Below are 19790 nucleotides of genomic sequence, written 5' to 3'. Positions count from 1 at the left end.
CTAACGCCTTGACTTGTCGGCTCTTTCCCTGCGCCTCTCCTGGGCACCATCTCCCTCGCTAGAGTTAGAGGGACTAGCTATCGCTGGCGGTCCTTATCTGCTTGATGCTCTTCCGATCCAGGGCGACCTCGCTGCCGTTAAGGTTCAACTTTAGGTTGGCCGCGGATCCTAGGATGCTGGATGCGATTGCCTCAAGTGGAGAGTACTCGTCTGTCTCTCCTGGCGTGTTTTCAAATAGATGTTTTGTGATGCCTGCCAGCAAAGCATCCGGCATCTGTTCCCCTTGAATATTCTTCCACTCAAGAGCGGCTTCTACAGCCCAAGTGGCTCTATTTATGTCTATCTCAAATTGCTTTGTCTGAAATTGCGCTTCAGCGTGCTTATCAAACCACCGATTCATCCAAGAGATATATAGGCCGGCGCTGGTCAGAAAGCCGAAAGTGAAGACGGCCGTCTTGATCGCGCTAGTAACCGTCATCGCGCCCCATATATCGGTGGGATTTGAGCTCCAGACGTACAGAGACCAAATTACTCCAGTAATTGTTATAAATAAAAGAGACAAAAATATGAAGTGAATTGGCGATCTAAGTCTCGCTGTTTCTGGAGAGATACTGAAAGATTTTTGTCTGTTTTGAATAGTTTGAATCAATTCGCCGCGTATTGCTCGCCGGGCATGCGTATTATTGCGATCGTCCAATTCCTTTCGTAGCTCTTCCAGTTTGCTTCTATCCGTCTGGAGCGCGCTCTCTCTTTCTGAAAACTCGCTTTCTAGCTGTTCCACGCGGGATCTATATCGATCTTCCAACTCGCTATTTCGTTGATCAAACTTTTCAGCAAGAGAAGCAAAGAAATCATTCGTGCGAGCAATTTGATCTGCTGCCGACGTTTGAAGTGCGGCAAGAACAGCAATATTTGGAGAAATTTCAGATCCGCTGTCGCTTATCATGTTGCTTGGCATCAGGTTGTTCTTGGAGAGAAATTTACCAATTAAGACATGAGTTTCGAGCACCATTTCGTCACTTGGCCTTTGATGCTCGTTAACATTAATGCGTATTGTTGAATAATATGGATGAGGAATCAGCGAGTTATTATTCGGTATGCTTCTGGATTGATATGATACCGTAATTCCGCCGGAATTTACGCTTCCGTTTGAGATGATCAGTAAATTATCCTTAAGTATTTTCTTAGCGCTATCATCGTCCTTCTTGATTCTGGCGGAGACGCCCGCAACGGAAAACGTAAATTCAGCATCTAGGAGCTCGGAAACCGAGCTAAAAAGCTGAACAATGAGGCGATCGGAAGGCTGAAGAATAACTCTATCGTGGTTCGCCATCGTCGTCTTCCATTTGAATTCGCCTCAAGGCGAATAGATTAGTATATTGCAGTCTGAGGGTCTGTATACATAGGTACATCACCCCACCCTCTCCCTCAACCGCAGCAACGCGATCCGCTCGATTTCCGCCATCGCCGTCGAGAACTCCGCTTCCGGCGTGTTCGCGATCCGCGCCTGAAAAGCCTCCAGGATCTCCTCCTTGGTCCGGCCCTTCACGGCCATGATGAAGGGGAAGCCGAAGCGGGCCTTGTAGGCGTCGTTGAGGGCGAGGAAGGTCGTCTTCTCTTCGGCCGTCAGGCGGTCGAGGCCGACGCCGGCCTGTTCGCGGCGGGAATCGGGGGCGAGCTCGGCGGCCTTCAGGCGGCCGGCGAGGTCCGGGTGGGCCTGGATGAGGGCGAGCTTCTTCTCGCGCGGGGCATGCGCCAGGACGGTGCACATGGCCGCGTGCAGGCCCTCGGCGCTGTCCTGGGCGGCGGTGAGGCCGCGCCGGTGCGTCTCCTCGGCGATCCAGGGGGAATGTTCGAAGACGTCGCCGTAGAGCGCGGTGAAGCGCGGGGCGGAGAGGCGGCTCGGCACGAGGCCGGCCGGGCGGTGGTTCACGTACCAGTGGCGGGCGATGTCGATGCGGCGCGGCACCCACACGCGCGGATGCGCGGCGACATAGTCGAGGAAGCGGGCGAGCGCCGCGGCGCGGCCCGGCCGGCCGACGAGGCGGCAGTGCAGGCCGATGTTGAGCATCTTCGGCGCGCCTTCGAGGCCCTCGGCATAGAGGGTGTCGAAGCTGTCCTTGAGATAGGCGAAGAACTGGTCGCCGGAATTGAAGCCCTGCGCGGCGGCAAAGCGCATGTCGTTGGCATCGAGCGTGTAGGGGATGACGAGGTGCGGCCCGTGCGGCCCCTCGACCCAGTACGGCAGGTCGTCGGCGTAGGAATCGGACGAATAGAGGAAGCCGCCCTCCTCCATGACGAGGTCGGTGGTGAAGGCCGAGCAGCGGCCGGTGTACCAGCCGAGCGGGCGCGCGCCCGTCACCTCTTCGTGCAGCTCGAGCGCCTCGTGGAGGTGGGCGCGCTCCTCCTCCTTCGAAAAATCCTTGTACTCGATCCACTTGAGGCCGTGGCTGGCGATCTCCCAATCCGCCTTCTGCATGGCCGCGACGGCCTCGGGGTTGCGGGCCAGCGCGGTGGCGACGCCATAGACCGTCACCGGCAGGCCGCGGCGGGTGAACATGCGCCACAGGCGCCAGAAGCCGGCGCGGGAGCCGTATTCGTAGATCGACTCCATGTTCATGTGGCGCTGCCCCGGCCAGGGCTGGGCGCCGACGATCTCGGACAGGAAGGCCTCCGAGGCCGCGTCGCCGTGCAGGATGTTGTTCTCGCCGCCTTCCTCGTAGTTGAGGACGAACTGCACCGCGATCGCCGCCCCGTTCGGCCAGACGGGATCGGGCGTGTGGCGTCCGTAGCCGATCATGTCGCGGGGATAGGGGCTCGTCATGGTGGAAAGGCTCCGGAGATAGCGGCGGGAGGGGCGGCCGGGAGGCCGTGCCCGGCACCAAGCAAGCATCGGGCCGCGGCGGAAATCAACGGGGGGTGCGGGCGCGGCCGGCTGTCGCGGCCGCCCGATTTCCGCGCACGCCTCTTTGGCAAGCGCTGCACTCTGCTGTAGTGACGAAGTGCAGGGACAGCGATCCCGCCGCATGAGGTAGCGACCCCCGTGAGCACGCCCGCGATCCACGGCGGCATCAGGCCGTCGGACTGGCATCTGCGCAGCACGCTGCAGGATCTCTTCCTGCTGGTGTCCGCCATGGCGCTCGCGGTGCTGGTCGCCTGGCACTTCGACATCTTCACGAGCGGCTATGTCACCGATCCGGTGGAGAAGAAGATCGAGATCGACGAGGCGCTGCTGCTCGGCCTCATCCTCAGCATCGTGCTCTTCCTGTTCTCGCTGCGCCGGCTCGCCGAACAACGCCGTGAAGAGGCGCGGCGGGTCGCGGCGGAGGAGCGGGCACGGCAGGCCGAGCATCTCGCCATGCTCGACCCGCTGACCGGGCTTCCCAACCGGCGCGTGCTGAGCCGGGCCTTCGAGGAGGTGCGGCAGCGGCCGGAGCGGGGCGGCGCCACCCTCGCCTTCATGCTGATCGACCTCAACGGCTTCAAGGCGATCAACGACCGGCACGGCCACCCGGTCGGCGACCGGCTGCTCGTCGTCGTGGCGCAGCGCCTCGGCGGCGCGCTGCCGCGGGAGGCCACCCTCAGCCGGCTCGGCGGGGACGAGTTCGCCGTGCTCTGCCCGCATATCGCCGGTCGCGAGGATGCCGAGGCCATCGCCCGGCGGCTCGTCGAGGTCATTGCGGAACCGATCGTGCTCGACGGCACGCGCCATGCCGTTTCCGCGGCCGTCGGCGTCGCCGTCTGTCCGATTGCCGGCGCGGTCGTCGATGATCTGATGCGCGATGCCGATGCCGCGCTCTATGCCGCCAAGGCCGCGGGCGGTGCGGCGATCCGCTTCGCGGCAACGCCTGCCGAGGTCGCGGCAGGCTGAACGGCGGCGCGATCCGCGACATTCCTGTTTAAGAGACGTCACGCGATGGCTGCCATGCATTGGCGGCTCTGCGCCAGCGGCACGAATCATGTTTCGCTGGTAGAATTGCATGTTGCGTCATGTGGCGTTCAGTCGGGTCGTGGTGTCGGTATGCGTTTCGAGGCTTCGTTCTCCGTGGAGGTCGACGAATACGGGCGCATTGCGCACGAATGTGTCGACTATTCCTTGCTGCCCCTGCGTTACGAGCGGCTGACGCTGGAGCTCGACGAACCGATGCCGCGCCGGCAGATCGGCTATGCCATCGTCTGGAATGACGACCGGGTGGTGCATGCCGCCGCGGTGGTCAGCGACCGGCTGCGGATCGACCTCGATCTTGCCGTGCCGGCCGGCGACCATGCGTTCTGGTTCCTGTGCGCCGGGCTCGATCCCGGCGTCACCATCAAGGGGCGGGCCGTCGTCGAGGGGCGGCTCGACCTCGCGGCCGATGCGGCGGCTGATCCGGGCTGACCGGCGGGCCCGCACGGCAAGACACAAGAGGAAACGGGGAAAATAGTGGGCATCATCTCTTATCTGACGACGACGGAATTCGGGCCGGGCAGCCTCGCCAGGCTGGCGGACAGCCTCGCCGCCCTCGGCATCCGGCGTCCGCTCCTCGTCAGCGACCGCGGCCTTGCGGCGACGCCGCTCGTCGAGCGCGTCGGGGCGCTCTGCCCGGCCGGCACGCCGGTCTTCCTCGACGTGCCGACCAACCCGACCGAGGAGGCGGCGCTCGCCGCGCTCGCGCTCTACAAGGCGGAAGGCTGCGACGGACTCGTGGCGCTCGGCGGCGGCTCGCCCATCGACCTCGCCAAGGCGGTGGGGCTGCTCGCCACGCATCCGGCGCCGCTCGCGCGCTATGCCGCCATCGACGGCGGCATGGCCCATATCACGGCGGCGGTCGCGCCGCTCGTCGCCGTCCCGACGACGGCCGGCACCGGTGCGGAGGTGGGCCGCGCCAGCCTGATGACGCTGGCCGACGGGCGCAAGGTGGGCATCATCAGCCAGCATCTCATCCCGCGGCTCGCCCTGTGCGATCCGGAGCTGACGCTCGGCCTGCCGCCGGGTCTGACGGCGGCGACGGGGCTCGACGCGCTGTCGCATTGCATCGAGACTTTCCTGTCGCCGCGCGACAATCCGCCGGCCGAGGCCATCGCCCTCGACGGCGCCGGCCGCATCTGGCGCAACCTGGAGCGGGCCGTCGCCGACGGCTCCGACCTTGCGGCGCGCACCGAACTGATGATGGGCGCGCTCGAGGGTGGCCTCACCTTCCAGAAGGGTCTCGGCGCCGTGCATGCGCTGAGCCATGCGCTCGGCAGCCTCAAGGAGCCGTCGCTGCATCACGGCACGCTCAACGCCATCCTGATGCCGCCGGTGGTGCGCTTCAACGCCGGCCATGTCGGCGACAAGCTTGCGCGCATCAAGGCGGCGCTCGGCCTGCCGGCGGAGGCGGATCTCGCCGCCGAGCTCGATGCGCTCAACCGGCGCCTCAAAATCCCGGCGGGCTTGAGGACGCTCGGCGTCACGGAGGCCATGCTGCCGGGCATCGTCGAGAAGGCCCTCGCCGACCACAGCAATGCCACCAATCCGCGCGCGGCGACCGGCGACGACTACATGGCGCTACTGCGCGAGGTGATGGTCTGATCCGGATGGTCTGACCTGCGCGCCGGTCAGCGCAGGGTGAAGTTGATCGGCACGCGCACGTTGAGCGTCGCCTGCCGCATCATGGCCGGCGGCGGGGAGGGCACGGGGCTCGCGTTCCTGGCGCCGTCGATGATGGCCGCGTCGAGGATGGGCGAGCCGCTGCTCGCCGCGATGCGCACGCCGAGCACGTTGCCCGCCGCGTCGAGCCGCAGCAGCACCTGGGCGGAGCCGGTCACGGTGCCGGCGCGGGCGCGGTCGGGATAGCGCATGTGGCGGCGCAGGTGCGCCACGACCTTGCCGGCCCATTCCATCTTCGTCTGGCCCGACACGGGGGCCGAGCCTTCGCGCGGCGCGGCCGGCGCGGCGGCCTCGTTCTCCTGCGGCGCCAGGCTGCCGCGCGTGCGCCGCTGCTGCGGCGGCGGGAGCCGACGCTCGACCCTGGGCTGGACGGCTGCGGTCTTCGGCTTCTCGGGCGGGGTCAGCTCCGGCGGGCGCTGCGGCGGCGTCGGGGCCGGCAGCGTCACCTGCGGCGTCGGCACATCCGGCGGCGGCGGCACATCGAGCGTCGCAACCTCGGCCGGCGTCACCAGCTCGGCGAAATCGGGCGTCGGCGCCGGCTCCGGCAGCTCGACGACGGGATCGGGCAGAGGCTCCGGTGGCGGCTGCTCGGCCGGCTCTTCCGGCCGGGGCTCTTCCGGAACGGGCTCGGCCGGTTTGGGCTGGTCCTCCTCGGTCTCCGTCGGCTGCGTGTCGGCGTCCTCGCCCGGTGTCGTGTCCTCGTCGCTCGCCTCGCTCGGCGGGGCGGCGGCGAGCGGCGCGAGGTCGACCATGACCGCCGCCGGCGGCTCGCCGGGATCCTGGAACGGCATGGCCGAGCGCAGCAGGCCGATGGCGACGAGGCCGTGCACGGCCAGCACCACGGCGCCGGCGAGCGTCCAGCGCAACGCCTGCCGGCCCGGATGTTCCGCAGCGGTGAAGCCGGGGTGATGCATCCGTCAGGGGCTCGCCGTGGGCGCCGCGGCGGCTGCCGCCTGCTCCAGCCCGACGAGCGCCACCTTGAGATAGCCGGCGGCGCGCAGCGCGTTCATCACCTGCATGACGTCGCCGTAGGCCACGGCCTGGTCGGCGCGCAGGAAGATGCGCTCCTCGCGGTTGCGGTCCGTCGCCCTATCGAGCGCGGCGGCGAGGCGCTCGCGCGTCACCGTCTCCTCGCCGAGGGTGAGGCCGAGGTCCGCCTTGATGGTGAGATAGAGCGGCCGGTCGGGGCGCGGCTGCTGGGCGGCGTTCGACACCGGCAGGTCCACCGGCACGTCGACGGTGGCGAGCGGCGCCGCCACCATGAAGATGATGAGCAGGACGAGGATGACGTCGATGAACGGCGTGACGTTGATCTCGTGCGTCTCGGCGAGATCGTCATCCCCGTGGTTGAGCTGGACGGCCATGGTGATGCCTGTTCATTCCGCCGCGGCGGGCAGGCCGGAGACGGCGCGCAGGTTCGTGCGCCGTCCCTGGGCGGCAAGGTCGCGACGGTCGAGATCACGCGAGAGGAGGCGCATCACCTCGCTGCCGGCATCGGCGAGGAGGGCCTTGTAGCCGCCGATGGAGCGCGTGAAGGCGTTGTAGATGATGACCGCCGGGATGGCGGCAACGAGGCCGATGGCCGTGGCGAGCAGCGCCTCGGCGATGCCGGGCGCCACCACGGCGAGGTTGGTCGTCTGCGCCTGCGAGATGCCGATGAAGGAGTTCATGATGCCCCAGACGGTGCCGAAGAGGCCGACGAAGGGGGCCGTGGCGCCGATGGTGGCGAGGAGGCCGGTGCCGCGCGTCATGCGCCGGGCCGCATTGGCCTCGATGCGGGCGATGGAGATGGCGACGCGCTCCTTGATGCCGTCGGCCGGCATGGCGCCGGAGCGCTCCACCTCGCCCTGCGCCGCCCGCGGCAGGTTCGCCGCCGGGCTGCGCGCGGCGATGCGATCACGGTCGAAGACCGCCTCGAGGGCGTCGTCCAGCGTCGCGGCCCGGGCGAGCGCGGCATTGACCCGCCGGGCGGCGCGCCGGGCGGCCGCCAGTTCGAGCGTCTTGGCGAGCCACACGGTCCAGGTGACGACCGAGGCGAAGGCAAGGCCGATCATGACCGCTTTGACGACCCAGTCGGCCGCCATGAACATGCCCCAGGGCGACAGGTCGTGCGGCAAGAGGGCCGTCGCCCCCATGGTCGTGGCCTCGTTCACAGCAGTACTCGCCCCGGCGGGGGGGATCGCCGGGGGCGTTGCCGCAGGCTCCGCTCCTTCGGTCGCGACAGGCTGATCCGCCGCCGGCCCGGCCTGCGGCGCAGCCTCGGTAGGGGGAGCCGCTTCCGCACGAGGGGCAGTCGCCTGCGGCGCGGTTTCCTGTTGCGCGGGGGCAGCAGCGCCGGGCTGCGTCGCTTCCTGCTGCGCCTCGGCGGCTGCGATCGAGAGCGCGCCGAAAACAAAAACGATGGCGAGGCGACGCATCGCGGCGCCGGCCGTGTGCGAGGCGATCCATCGGCGTGCCTCGCGCCCAGCATGCGGCTGAGTTGCTGTCATGTCCGGCCTCGTTCGCTGTCGGTCTGTTTTCGCCTGCCGCGGTCGCCAAGGGACAGGCATGCATATGTGCTTTGCTGCAATAGACAGACGGTAGATGGCAAGTAAAAATCGAAAAATCTAAATTAAAATAATTCCAAAGAAGGAGAGAGCGAGATGAATTACGGAGGACTTCTTATTGCCAAGCGCCGTTTTGCAGCAAGCGGCTTCACCTCGGCGCTGAATGCGTCGCTGCTATGCGCAAAGTGAAAAGCGCGGCGAAAAACGGTGCGCGGGGGCGGCGACTGCCCTATTGAGAAGATCAACAAAAAGGAGCGAAACCACATGAGCGAGGGTTCACCCTTCACCTGCGTGCTCGACGCACGCGCCCGCCTCGGCGAAAGCCCGGTCTGGTCCGTGGCGGAGCAGGCTCTCTACTGGGTGGACATCAAGGGCCGGGCCCTGCATCGCTTCGACCCCGCGACGGGCGTGGACGAGGCCATGGCGATGCCCGAGGACATCGGTTCGGTGGTGCTCGTCGAGGGCGGCGGCTTCATCGCGGCGCTGCGCACGGGGCTCTTCTTCGTCGAGGCGGACGGGACGGTGCGCGAGTGCCTCGCCGCCAATCCCGAGGACCATGCCGTGAGCCGCTTCAACGACGGGCGCACGGACCCTGCGGGGCGTTTCCTCGTCGGCACCATCGACGAGCCCAAGGCCGGCGGCAAGGCGCATCTCTACCGCTTCGACGAGGGCGGCCTCGTGCCCCTCGTCGGCGGCCTGCTCACCTCGAACGGCCTCGCCTTCAGCCCCGACGGAACCTGGCTCTATCATTCCGACACGCCCGCCTTCACCGTCTATCGCCAGCGCTACGACATCGAGACCGGGGAATTCGCCGACCGCGAGGAATGGGTGCGCCTGACGCCGACGGAGGCCGACCGGGGCCGGCCCGACGGCGCGGCGGTGGACATCGAGGGGTGCTACTGGACGGCCCTCTTCGAGGGCGGTCGCATCCAGCGCTATTCGCCGCAGGGCGAGCTCCTCGCCGAATATCCGGTGCCCGCCCAGTGCCCGACCATGATCGCCTTCGGCGGGGCGGACCTGCAGACGATCTTCGTCACCTCGGCGCGGGACGGGCGGCCGGAGGAGGAACTCGCGCGCCTGCCGCAGTCCGGCGGCATCTTCTCCATGCGCGTGCCGGTGCCCGGCCTGCCGGAGCCGCTGTTCCGCCGGCCGGTGCGCTGAGCGCGATGCGCGGCTGGCGCATGATACGCGGCTGGCGCATGGGCGTTGCCCGCCTTCCGCCGTTCCCGGCGGCGGCGGGCAGCGCTAGAGAGGGCCGATTGCAGCCGGTGCCCCGTTCATGACCGCCTCCACCTCCGGATCGACCGCCGAAGCTTCGTCGCGCCCCGCGCGCGGGCGCCTGAACGGGCGCATGGGCGGCCTCGCCGATGTCTTGCCGGGGATCCTGCTCGCGGCGGCGGTCGCCGTCGTCGCGACGCTGCTCGAGCCCATCGCGGCGCGCCTTGCCGCCGCCCTCTTCGGCGCCACGGCCGGGCTGCCGGCGATGGTGCTGGCGCTCGTCGTCGGCATCCTGCTCAATCCTGTGGCGCAGCGGTCGGTCTTCAGGCCGGGCCTCACCTTCTGCGTCAAGAAGGTGCTGCGCTGGGCCGTCGCCCTGCTCGGCCTGAAGATCGCCGTCGGCGACGTCCTCGGCCTCGGCTGGCAGGTCATGGTTGTGGTCGTCGCCGGCATGGCGGCGACGCTCGTCTCGGGCGTGTGGCTGGCGCGCCTTTTCGGCCGCAGCGACGCCTATGGCGCGCTCGTCGGCAGCGCCACGGCCGTCTGCGGCGCCTCGGCGGCCCTCGCCACGGTCAGCGTGCTGCCGGACTACAAGGAAAGGGAAGCTGACGTCGCCTTCGTGGTCGTGGCGGTGAACGCCCTGGCGACGCTCGCCATGCTGCTCTACCCGCCGCTCGCGGCCTTCCTCGGTTTCGACGACCGCATGACCGGCGCCCTCCTCGGGGCGGCGATCCACGATGTCGCCCAGGTCGCCGGCGCGGGCTATGCGGTGTCGGAGGCGGCGGGCAATACGGCGGTGGTGGTCAAGCTCTTCCGCGTCTTCCTGCTTCTGCCGGTCGTCCTCGCCGTCGCCTTCTATTTCGCGAGCCAGGGCGGCAGCACGGCGCGGGCGCGCGTGCCCGTGCCGGTCTTCGCGCTCGTCTTCCTGGCGCTCGTCCTCGTCAACAGCTACGCCCTGCTGCCCGGCCCGGTCACGGCGGTGCTCAACGAGGCCTCGCGCGCCGGGCTGCTGCTCGCCATCGCCGCGCTCGGCCTCGGCACGTCGCCGCGGGCGCTGGCGAGCCTCGGCTGGCGGCATGTCGTCATCGTCACCGGCGTGACGCTCGTCATCCTCGCCGTCTCGGTCGCGGGGCTCGCGCTTCTCGGCTGACGCGCCTCAGCCGCGCGCCGCGGGCGTGGGGGCCGGGGCACCGGCCGGCACGGCGCTCGCCTCCTCGTCCTCCTTCTCCTCCGCCATGCTGCCCCTGAGGGCGATGCACAGCAGCGTCGTCGGGATGCCGATGGCGGCGGTGAGGATGAAGAAGGTCGGGTAGCCGAAGCTGTCCACCATGTAGCCGGAGAGGCCGCCGACGACCTTGCCGGGCAGGGCGTAGAGCGAGCTCAGCAGCGCATATTGGGTCGCGGCGAAGGCGGGCGAGGTCAGGCTCGACATGTAGGCGATCAGCGCTGTTCCGGCAAAGCCGCCGGCGAAGTTGTCGAGGCTGATGCTGAGCATCAGGAGATTGAGGTTGTGCCCCTCGAGCGCCAGCCAGGCGAACATCAGGTTCGAGGCAGCGGCGCTGACGGCGCCGATGAGCAGGGTGGTCCACAGGCCGAGGCGGGTCGCCGCGATGCCGCCGGCAAAGGCGCCGAGGATGCCGATCCACACGCCGTAGAGCTTGGAGACGCTGGCGATCTCGGACTTGGAGAAGCCGAGGTCGATGTAGAGCGGGTTGGCCATCACGCCGGCGACGAAATCCGGCAGGCGGAAGAGCGCGACGAGGATGAGGATGGCGACGATCATCGGGCCTTTGCGGCGGGCAAGGTCGGCGAAGGGCTCGACCACCATCTCCTGGGCGCGCGCCAGGAAGGAGGTGCCCTTCGGCGCGGCGCGCTCGCGGCCGATGTCGAGATTGGGGGCGAGGAGGCTCGCGCCGACGCCGACGGCCATGACCGCGGCCATGGCGAGGTAGGCGCTGCGCCAGTCGACGAAATCGGCGATGTAGAGCGCGCCCGCGCCGGCGCAGATGAGGGCGAGACGATAACCGAGCTGGTACGCGGCCGACATCATGCCCTGCCGCTCGGTGGGGGCGGCGTCGATGCGCCAGCCGTCGATGACGACGTCCTGCGTGGCCGAGAAGAAGGCGACGACGAGCGCGCAGACGACGGTGAAGCCGAGGCTCGTTCCCGGATCGCTCATGGCGATGCCGACGAGGCCGAGCGCGATGCCGCCCTGGGCCGTCAGCATCCAAGCCCGGCGCCGGCCGACGAGGCCCGACAGCACCGGCACGTCGAGCCGGTCGATCACGGGCGCCCAGACGAACTTGAAGCTGTAAGCGAGGGCGACGTAGCTCAGAAGGCCGATGTCGGTGCGCGAGATGCCGGCCTCGCGCAGCCAGGCCGACAGGGTGCTGAAGACGAGGAGGAAGGGCAGGCCGGCGCTGAAGCCGAGCGCCAGCATGATGGCGAGGCGCCCGTCCGAGAGGAGGGCGGCGAGGCTGAGGCGGGGGCGCTCGGTCTTCGTCACGGCATCATTCCGGTGTCTCGTCGCTCGCTGTCCGCCGGACAGCGGCGACCGCCGGCCACGGCCAGCATAGCAGCAATGATGGCGAGGGTGCGCCCGATCCCGTTGACTTTCCGTTAACTATGCGGCGCCGGCGGCTGAGGTTTCTTCGGGGCCGGCCTCCACGCTCGTCTCGCTGCCAAAGGCCGCATCGGGCCCGTTCGGGTCGCCGGGGGCCGTCTCCCAGCCGAGATCGGGAAAGGCCATGACCCGGTTGTTGCGGAAGTCGTTGCGGCAGACGATGACGCCGCGCTCCTCCATATAGGCGATGAGGCGGCGCGCCCGGCCGGCCGAATGCGTGCCGTAGGCGCGGGCGACCGCGGCATCCGAGGGGCAGGGGGCGCCGTCGTGGGCGGCGCGGGCGAGCATCAGGAAGACGCCGTGCATGTCCTCCGGCAAGGTCGCCGCCAGCGAGACCGCCGCATGCCAGGGACCTTCCTCGGCGGCGCTCTGCGCATCGATGCCGGCGCGCGCCATGGCGAGGCGGCGGCGGAAGGCCGGCAGGTCCGGCGGTGCGCCGGGCACCCGGCGGATGCGGCAGCGCACGAGGAAGTCCTGGTAGAGCACGGCGATGGAGCGGAAGGCCGAATCGGGGTCGGCGAGCACTTCCGCGAGCACGGCGTCGATCAGCGCGTCGCGCTCGGCGGGCGGCATCGGCGGCTCGGCCGGCTCGCTCGGCGCCGGCGGCTCGGGCCTTGCACGCACGAGCTGGGCGAGGATGTCGTTGGTCGAGGGCGGCGGCGGTGCGACGGGCCGGCGCGGCGGCGGGCGCACGGGCTCGGGCTCTGCGGGCGTGAAGATCAGCTCGTGCGCATCCTCGGGCGGCTGCTCGGGCAGGGGCAGGAGCCGCGGGCTGCCGCTGCGGGCGCTCGTCTCGACGGCGCCGATGGTCACCGGCAGCGGCCGGCGCGACAGGGCCGGGCCGAGGGCGACGAAGCGGCCGCGGTCGAGGTCGCGGAACATCTCGGCCTGGCGGCGTTCCATGCCGAGGAGGTCGGCGGCGCGCGCCATGTCGATGTCGAGGAAGGTGCGCCCCATGAGGAAGTTCGAGGCTTCCGCCGCGACGTTCTTGGCGAGCTTGGCGAGGCGCTGGGTGGCGATGACGCCGGCGAGGCCGCGCTTGCGGCCGCGGCACATCAGGTTGGTCATGGCGCCGAGCGAGACCTTGCGCGCCTCGTCCGACACCTCACCGGCGGCCGCCGGGGCGAAGAGCTGCGCCTCGTCGACGATGACGAGCATCGGATACCAATAGTCGCGCTCGGCGTCGAAGAGGCCGCCGAGGAAGGCGGCGGCGCAGCGCATCTGCATCTCGGAGTCGAGGCCCTCGAGGTTGAGGACGACGGAGACGCGGTGCTGGCGCACGCGTGCGGCGATGCGGGTCAGGTCGTTCTCGCTGCGGCTCGCATCGACGACCACATGGCCGAAGCGGTCGGCCAGGGTGACGAAGTCGCCCTCGGGATCGATCACGGCCTGCTGCACCCACTGGGCGCTCTGCTCCAGCAGGCGGCGCAGGAGGTGCGACTTGCCGGAGCCGGAATTGCCCTGCACGAGCAGGCGCGTCGCGAGCAGCTCCTCGAGATCGAGCAGGGCGGATGTGCCCGCCTGCGTCACCCCCATGTCGATCCCGACCTTCATCCCACTCCTCGTTTCGGCTCCCGGCCATCCGGCGACCGGTCCCGTGCGATTCGCACCCGCGAGCGCGCGGCCCATCAATAGCTGCCTGAGGCAAGGCGCGCCAAGACCGGCAGCGCCTGCCAAAGGGCCGAAGCTGGTGGGAGGCAGGCGCAACATGTCGTAATGAGACGCGATTCCTGTCGCGTTCGCGTCAAAGTCGTGGTGAACGATGATCGCCGTGGCCGGGCGGCGGTCGCAGGATGGCTCAGGGAAGGCGACATGACGGCACGTATCGAGGAAACGCATATCGTCTATGACGGCTGGACGACGGTGGAGGTCGCCACGATCCGTTTCGAGGACGGTTTCGTCATCCACCGCGAAGTGGAGAATCACGGCACGGCCGTGGCGGTGCTCGCCTTCGACCCGGAGCGCGGCGTGGCGCTGCTCACGAGCCAATGCCGTGCGCCCATCCTGCGTGAGGGCGGCGACAGGGTGCTCGAGGTGCCGGCCGGGCTCGAGGAGGGAGAGGAGCCCGCGGCCTGCGCCCGGCGCGAGGTGCTGGAGGAGACGGGCGTCCGGCTCGACCGGCTCGTCAATGTGGTGCGTGCCTGGACGATGCCGGGCCTCTCCACCGAGCGCTGCTCGCTCTTCCTCGCCGAATACCGCGAGGCCGACCGGGTCGAGGACGGCGGCGGGCTCGACGAGGACGGTGAGCGCATCACCGTCCACGAGCTGCCGCTCGCCACCCTCGCCGTGATGGCTGACGAGGGCAGGCTGACCGACCTCAAGACCTTCGCCCTCTTGCAGACGCTGCGCCTGCGGCGGCCGGAGCTGTTCGCGCCCCGGTGAAGGCCTCGGGCCGGTGACGCCTCAGGCCGGTGCCGTCTCGCTCGCCTCGTCCGTCTCGATGCCGAGGAAGCCGCCGGACTGGCGATGCCACAGGGCGGCGTAGAGGCCGCCGCGGGCCAAGAGCTCCTCGTGCGTGCCGGTCTCGACGATGCGGCCGCCGTCCATGACGACGAGCCGGTCGAGCACCGCGATGGTCGACAGGCGATGGGCGATGGCGATCACCGTCTTGCCCTCCATCAGGGCATAGAGCTGCTCCTGGATGGCCGCCTCGATCTCCGAATCGAGGGCGGAGGTCGCCTCGTCCAGCACGAGGATCGGCGCGTCCTTCAGGAGCGCGCGGGCGATGGCGATGCGCTGGCGCTGGCCGCCCGACAGCTTGACGCCGCGCTCGCCCACATGGGCGTCGTAGCCGCGGCGGCCCGACGGATCGGTGAGGTCATCGATGAACGTATCGGCATGGGCCATGCGTGCCGCCGCCCGGATCTCCTCCTCGCTCGCCTCCGGCCGGCCGTAGGCGATGTTGTCGCGGATCGAGCGGTGCAGCAGCGAGGTGTCCTGCGTCACCATGCCGATCTGCCGGCGCAGCGACGCCTGGGTGACGGCGGCGATATCCTCGCCGTCAATGAGGATGCGCCCGTTCTCGGCATCGTAGAAGCGCAGCAGCAGGTTGACGAGCGTCGACTTGCCGGCGCCCGAGCGGCCGACGAGGCCGACCTTCTCGCCGGGCCTCACGACGAGCGACAAATCGTCGATGACGCCGGACTCGCGCCCGTAGTTGAAGCGCACGTGCTCGAAGCGGATCTCGCCCCTGGAGACGACGAGCTCGCGCGCGTCCGGCCGGTCCTTGATGGCGGTCGGCCGGGCGATGGTGTTCATGCCGTCCTGCACGGTGCCGATCTGCTCGAAGAGCCCCGCGACCTCCCACAGGAACCAGTCGGACATGCCGCGCAGGCGCAGCACGATGGCGATGCCGACGGCGATCGCGCCCATCGACAGCGCCGACTGGTGCCAGGCGTAGATCGACAGGCCGGCGACGCCGGCGAGCAGGAGCGCGTTGGTGGTGTGCAGCCCGACCGTGAGCCAGGTCACGAGCCGCATCTGCCGGTAGACCGTGTCCATGAAGCCGCCCATGGCGTCGCGCGCGTAGTCGAGTTCGCGCCGGGTGTGGGCGAAGAGCTTGATGGTCTGGATGTTGGTGTAGCTGTCGACCACCCGGCCCGTCATCTCGGCCCGGGCGTTGGCCTGCTGCATCGAGATGGCCCTGAGCCGCGGGACGAAGAAGACCATGAGCCCGGCATAGGCGAGGAGCCACAGGACGAGCGGCAGCATCAGGAGCAGGTCGGCGCTGGCGAGCAGGAACAGCGCGCCGAGGAAATAGGTGACGACATAGACCGCAACGTCCATGAGCTTCATCACCGTCTCGCGCACGGCGAGCGCCGTCTGCATCACCTTCTGCGAGACGCGGCCGGCGAACTCGTCCTGGAAGAAGGCCATGCTCTGGTCGAGGATGTAGCGGTGCGTCAGCCAGCGCGCGATCATCGGATAATTGCCGAAGATGGTCTGGTGGGTGACGAGCGACTGCGCGAGGACGACGAGCGGAAAGCCGACGACGACGAGCAGCGCCATGCCGATGAGCGCCCATCCGTGCGTCTCGAAGAAGGTGGCGCGGTCCGCCTTGGCCAGCCAGTCGACCAGCGAGCCCATGAAGCCGACGAAGCTGATCTCGATGATCGAGATCACTGCCGTCAGCACCGCCATGACGATCAGCCAGGGCAGCACCGGGCGCGAATAGTGCATCACGAACGGCACCAGCCGGCGCGGCGGCGCGACGGCCTCGGCCCTGGGGAACGGATCGACGAGGGTTTCGAAGAAGCGGAACATGGCGTCCAGACTGAAATCGGTGGAGCTGCGGCTGGCAGGGTCGCGCGCCGCAGCGGGAAGGGGTCTTGCTTGCCGCTTCCTCAGGCGGCGGGGATGAGCATGGCCAAGGGCATATGGTAGCTCCTGCGCTTCGTTGCACGCCCGCCGTTCGGCATGGCCGGAAGGCGGGTGGTTCATGGCGGAGCGGCGTTATAGGACCTCGACCAAGGTTGAGATCAAGCCACCGCTCCGCGGGCTGGCGGCCTCATGGCCGCCAGCCGTCCGTCAGTTCCAGCGCCTGGCGCTCGAACAGGCGGCGGTAGAGGCCACCGGTGCGCGCCACGAGCTCCTCGTGACTGCCCTCCTCGACGACGACGCCGTGGTCGAAGACGAGGATGCGGTCGACCGCGCGCACCGTCGACAGGCGGTGGGCGATGATGAGCGCCGTGCGGCCCTTGAGCAGCCGCGCCATGGCCTGCTGGATCGCCGCCTCGCTCTCCGAATCGAGGGCCGAGGTCGCCTCGTCGAGGATGAGGATCGGCGCATCCGCGAGGAAGGCCCGCGCCAGGGCGACGCGCTGGCGCTCGCCGCCTGAGAGCTTGACGCCCCGCTCGCCGACGAGCGTCGCATAGCCGCGCGGCAGGCGGTCGATGAATGCGTCCGCATTGGCGAGCGCGGCCGCGCGCCGGATCTCCTCCATCGTCGCCCCCGGCTTCGCATAGGCGATGTTCTCGGCGAGCGAGCGGTGGAACAGCACCGGCTCCTGCTGCACGATGGCGATCTGGGCGCGCAGCGAGGCCTGCGTCGCATGGCGCACGTCCTGCCCGTCGATCAGCACGCGGCCGCCGGTGACGTCGTGCAGGCGCTGGATGAGCTTGACGAGCGTCGTCTTGCCCGAGCCGGACGGGCCGACGAGGCCGAGGCTCTCGCCCGGCGCTATGGTGAGGTTGAGGTCGCGGTAGAGCGGCGTCGGATGGCCGCCGTAGCGGAAATCGACGTGCTCGAACACGATCTCGCCGCGCTTGACCGACAGCGGCCTCGCATCGGCCATGTCCTCCACGCCGAGCGGCGTGTCGTGCATGGCGACCAGCTCCTCCATCTCGTTGACGCCGCGCTGCAGGTTGGAGATGTGGTAGCCGACGTCGCGCAGGTAGCCCTGCACCATGAAGAACATGGTGAGCACCGTGGCGAGGTCGCCGGCGCTCGCCTCGTCGCGCCACCACAGCCACAGGGCGACGGCGACGATGCCGATGCGCAGGGCGAGGAGCGTGACGATCTGCAGCGCCTCCGAGCCGGAGCTGCGCAGCCAGGTGCGCCGGGTGCGGCGGCGCCACTTGTCAATCAGGGCGGCGAGGCGCGCGTCCTCCCGCGTCTCGGCGCCGAAGGCCTTGACCACGGCATTGGCGCCGATGGCGTCGGCCATGGCGCCGCCGAGCTTGGTGTCCCAGCTGTTCGACAGCCGGGCCGCGGGCGCCACCCAGCGCAGCGACAGGAGCACGGTGAGGACGACGTAGAGCACGCCGCCGGCGGCGACGAGGAGACCCATCTGCGGCCAGCGCCAGCCGAGCAGCAGCGTCGCGCCCAGGAGCACCATGGCCGAGGGCAGGAGGGCGATGAAGATGGTGTCGCCGACGAGGTCGATGGCCCACATGCCGCGGCTGATGCGGCGCACCGTCGAGCCGGCGAAGCTGTTGGCGTGCCAGTCCGACGAGAAGCGCTGCACGCGCTCGAAGGCATCCGAGCCGGTGCGGCTCATGACCTTCAGCGTCAGCTCGATGATGGCGAGGATGCCCGTCATGCGGCCGGCGAGCACGAGGAGCCCCATGAGCGCGAGCAGGCCGAGCGCGACGAGCGCGGCCCCGAGCGCCTCCTCGCGTCCGGTCTCGCCGCTGCGGGCGATGGCGTCGACGATCTGGCCGGCGAAGACGGGCACCAGCACGTCGGCGACGGTGGCGACGACGAGGCCGCCGATGAGGGCGGCGAGCAGGGCGGGATGGCATCGCCATCGGCGCCAGAGGAAGGCGAGCACGGGGCGAAAAGCCCCCGTGCGCCGGTTCTGTTCGGCGGTCACGGTTCGATCACGCCCGCGCGGCGCGGGCGGCCCTTATGAGGGAAGCAGGCGCCGGCGACGCGCGCACGACGGCCCGCGGGCCAAGGCCCGGTCCCGAAATGGATAGGAGGTGGAAAGTGGGGTCGGCGGCCTAAGCCGCTCGCGACCTAACGGCGCTTGCGCCCGCCGGGAGAAATGCCGGCGCCCGCCCGCAGCATGGCAAAGGGCATCTGCGTATGACGGATAACTGTCATGTCCGCCCTCCTGCGGGGTGAGTTAAGGGCGCCCTTTGTAATGCGTGATCAGTTTTTGGGCAAGTCCGCTCCGGCAGAAGTAGCGCAAGTAGCGGCAAGGCGTGGCATCGGGGCCACAGGCGGGCCCCGCCGTCCGGTGCGGGAGATCACGTCGTCCGTCGCGGCAGATGCTAAGCTGTTCCTGCTTTCGGCCATCTCCGGAGGGGAGGACCATCATGGCCAGGAAAACGCCACCGGTCAGGGAACAGGTTGTCGGGCCTTATGTACGATCGAACGCCTATATCAAGGGTCGGCTGATCGATTTCGACACGGGGAGCGCGGCGCTCGAGGGACAGCACAAGCGCTGGCTGTCGGAGAAGATGGCCTATGTGAAGAGCCAGTCCGGCTTCCACATGTGGCTGATCGGCTTCGCCTCGAAGATCGGGGACGCCAACTACAACAAGCGCCTGTCGAACGACCGGACCAATGCGGTCCTCAAGTTCATCGGCGACCTCGACGATCGCGCCCTCAACGCCATCGAGCTCTGGGAAGCGCGCGGCGAGGAAGGCTACAAGGCGGCCGAAAGCGACAATTCGGCCGACATGCGCGCGGTGGAGGTCCACATCTTCATCGGCGATATCCCGCCGCCGCCGCCGCCTCCGGACATCAAGCCCAATCCGCGGCCCCTGCCGCCCCTGCCGGGCGGGCAGCGCTATTCGGACTGGGCGGTCGCCTCGCCGGGCGGCGCGGTGTCGAACATCCTGCCGGGCGTCGTCATCGGCTTCAACGTCTTCGTCTTCCGCAACAGGACGACCGGCGAGCAGCGGGCCTATATCGCGCCGAGCGCCGGGTTCGGCCAGTCGCTGAGCCTGAAGGGCGGGCCGGTGATGCAGGCGGTGCAGACGCTGCTGACCTCCCCGGCCGGGACCAACATGGATTTCGAGCCGCTGACTTCCCCGCTGCCCGTCACCTGGGACGAATTGGGCGACAGCCTGAGCACGGTCTCGTCGATCGGCGGAGGCGGAGTCATCGGGCCGCGCGGCGTGACGGCGATCCACACCACGATCGAGGCGCCGAGCGTCTGGCGGCACTCGCCCTCGGGCGTGCCGATCCGGAAAGAGCTTCAGCTGTTCTCGTTCGACTATGTCGGCAAGAACTTCCAGGTGGGGGCGGGCGGCTCGGCCGTCGTCGGGCCGCTGGTCGAAGTCGCCCGCTGACGGTCGGCAGGCGAGACCGGCTTGCGGGCGTG

General features: G+C 68.8%; 16 protein-coding genes. 7 read left to right on the top strand and 9 right to left on the bottom strand.

Features of this window, described 5'->3' with window-relative positions; all coding sequences use genetic code 11:
• Positions 1-73 precede the first annotated feature (73 nt).
• Positions 74-1333, bottom strand: coding sequence for a hypothetical protein (locus AL346_RS24985; protein WP_156332707.1), 1260 nt, complete (start codon positions 1331-1333; stop codon positions 74-76).
• Positions 1334-1411: 78 nt separating this feature from the next.
• Positions 1412-2824: an allantoinase PuuE gene (gene puuE / locus AL346_RS06865; protein WP_053193447.1), complete on the bottom strand. Its 1413-nt coding sequence runs from the start codon at positions 2822-2824 to the stop codon at positions 1412-1414.
• Positions 2825-3043: 219 nt separating this feature from the next.
• Between puuE and AL346_RS06860 the strand changes: the two genes are divergently transcribed.
• The 3 genes from AL346_RS06860 to AL346_RS06850 all read left to right on the top strand — a co-directional run bounded on the left by AL346_RS06860 (position 3044) and on the right by AL346_RS06850 (position 5551).
• Entirely contained in the window at positions 3044-3871 is an 828-nt protein-coding gene (locus AL346_RS06860) for a GGDEF domain-containing protein (RefSeq protein WP_019401215.1), read from the top strand.
• Positions 3872-4021: 150 nt separating this feature from the next.
• Positions 4022-4378, top strand: a complete 357-nt coding sequence (locus tag AL346_RS06855) for a hypothetical protein (RefSeq protein WP_019401216.1) — start codon at positions 4022-4024, stop codon at positions 4376-4378.
• 45 nt (positions 4379-4423) lie between these two features.
• The gene (locus AL346_RS06850) at positions 4424-5551 is read left to right on the top strand and encodes an iron-containing alcohol dehydrogenase (RefSeq protein ID WP_019401217.1); all 1128 of its coding nucleotides are present in this window, start codon (positions 4424-4426) and stop codon (positions 5549-5551) included.
• Positions 5552-5577: 26 nt separating this feature from the next.
• Here the strand turns inward: AL346_RS06850 and AL346_RS06845 are convergent, their stop codons facing one another.
• From AL346_RS06845 to exbB, 3 genes are read right to left on the bottom strand one after another with little or no spacing between them, the layout of a single operon-like run.
• Positions 5578-6543 (bottom strand): TonB family protein, encoded by a 966-nt coding sequence (locus AL346_RS06845; RefSeq protein ID WP_019401218.1) that lies wholly within the window; start codon positions 6541-6543, stop codon positions 5578-5580.
• 3 nt (positions 6544-6546) lie between these two features.
• Positions 6547-6993: a TonB system transport protein ExbD gene (exbD, locus tag AL346_RS06840; protein WP_019401219.1), complete on the bottom strand. Its 447-nt coding sequence runs from the start codon at positions 6991-6993 to the stop codon at positions 6547-6549.
• A 12-nt stretch (positions 6994-7005) separates the two neighbouring features.
• A complete protein-coding gene (exbB, locus tag AL346_RS06835) occupies positions 7006-7782 on the bottom strand; it encodes a tonB-system energizer ExbB (protein ID WP_371179628.1) in 777 nt (258 codons plus the stop codon).
• 657 nt (positions 7783-8439) lie between these two features.
• Here exbB and AL346_RS06830 point away from each other — a divergent pair.
• Positions 8440-9336: an SMP-30/gluconolactonase/LRE family protein gene (locus AL346_RS06830; RefSeq protein ID WP_019401221.1), complete on the top strand. Its 897-nt coding sequence runs from the start codon at positions 8440-8442 to the stop codon at positions 9334-9336.
• 118 nt (positions 9337-9454) lie between these two features.
• Positions 9455-10543, top strand: coding sequence for a YeiH family protein (locus AL346_RS06825; protein ID WP_245303226.1), 1089 nt, complete (start codon positions 9455-9457; stop codon positions 10541-10543).
• 6 nt (positions 10544-10549) lie between these two features.
• Here AL346_RS06825 and AL346_RS06820 read toward each other — a convergent pair whose 3' ends face one another.
• Together AL346_RS06820 and AL346_RS06815 are read right to left on the bottom strand one after the other, a co-directional pair.
• On the bottom strand, positions 10550-11899 hold the full coding sequence (locus AL346_RS06820) for an AmpG family muropeptide MFS transporter (RefSeq protein ID WP_019401223.1): 1350 nt from the start codon (positions 11897-11899) through the stop codon (positions 10550-10552).
• 117 nt (positions 11900-12016) lie between these two features.
• Positions 12017-13570, bottom strand: a complete 1554-nt coding sequence (locus AL346_RS06815) for an ATP-binding protein (protein ID WP_019401224.1) — start codon at positions 13568-13570, stop codon at positions 12017-12019.
• Between the two features lie 258 nt (positions 13571-13828).
• Between AL346_RS06815 and AL346_RS06810 the strand changes: the two genes are divergently transcribed.
• The gene (locus tag AL346_RS06810) at positions 13829-14398 is read left to right on the top strand and encodes an NUDIX domain-containing protein (protein WP_019401225.1); all 570 of its coding nucleotides are present in this window, start codon (positions 13829-13831) and stop codon (positions 14396-14398) included.
• Between the two features lie 21 nt (positions 14399-14419).
• On the opposite strand, the gene AL346_RS06805 is transcribed toward AL346_RS06810, so the two are convergent.
• Positions 14420-16279, bottom strand: a complete 1860-nt coding sequence (locus AL346_RS06805; RefSeq protein WP_019401226.1) for an ABC transporter ATP-binding protein — start codon at positions 16277-16279, stop codon at positions 14420-14422.
• A 244-nt stretch (positions 16280-16523) separates the two neighbouring features.
• On the bottom strand, positions 16524-18329 hold the full coding sequence (locus AL346_RS06800; RefSeq protein ID WP_053193441.1) for an ABC transporter ATP-binding protein: 1806 nt from the start codon (positions 18327-18329) through the stop codon (positions 16524-16526).
• Positions 18330-18777: 448 nt separating this feature from the next.
• Between AL346_RS06800 and AL346_RS06795 the strand changes: the two genes are divergently transcribed.
• Complete coding sequence (locus AL346_RS06795; RefSeq protein ID WP_019401227.1) at positions 18778-19758, top strand: OmpA family protein; 981 nt, start codon at positions 18778-18780, stop codon at positions 19756-19758.
• The last annotated feature ends 32 nt before the right edge of the window (positions 19759-19790 follow it).

The organism is Chelatococcus sp. CO-6 (assembly GCF_001271345.1).
GTDB classification, from domain to species: domain Bacteria; phylum Pseudomonadota; class Alphaproteobacteria; order Rhizobiales; family Beijerinckiaceae; genus Chelatococcus_A; species Chelatococcus_A caeni.
This window is presented reverse-complemented; position numbering and strand designations above follow the sequence as displayed.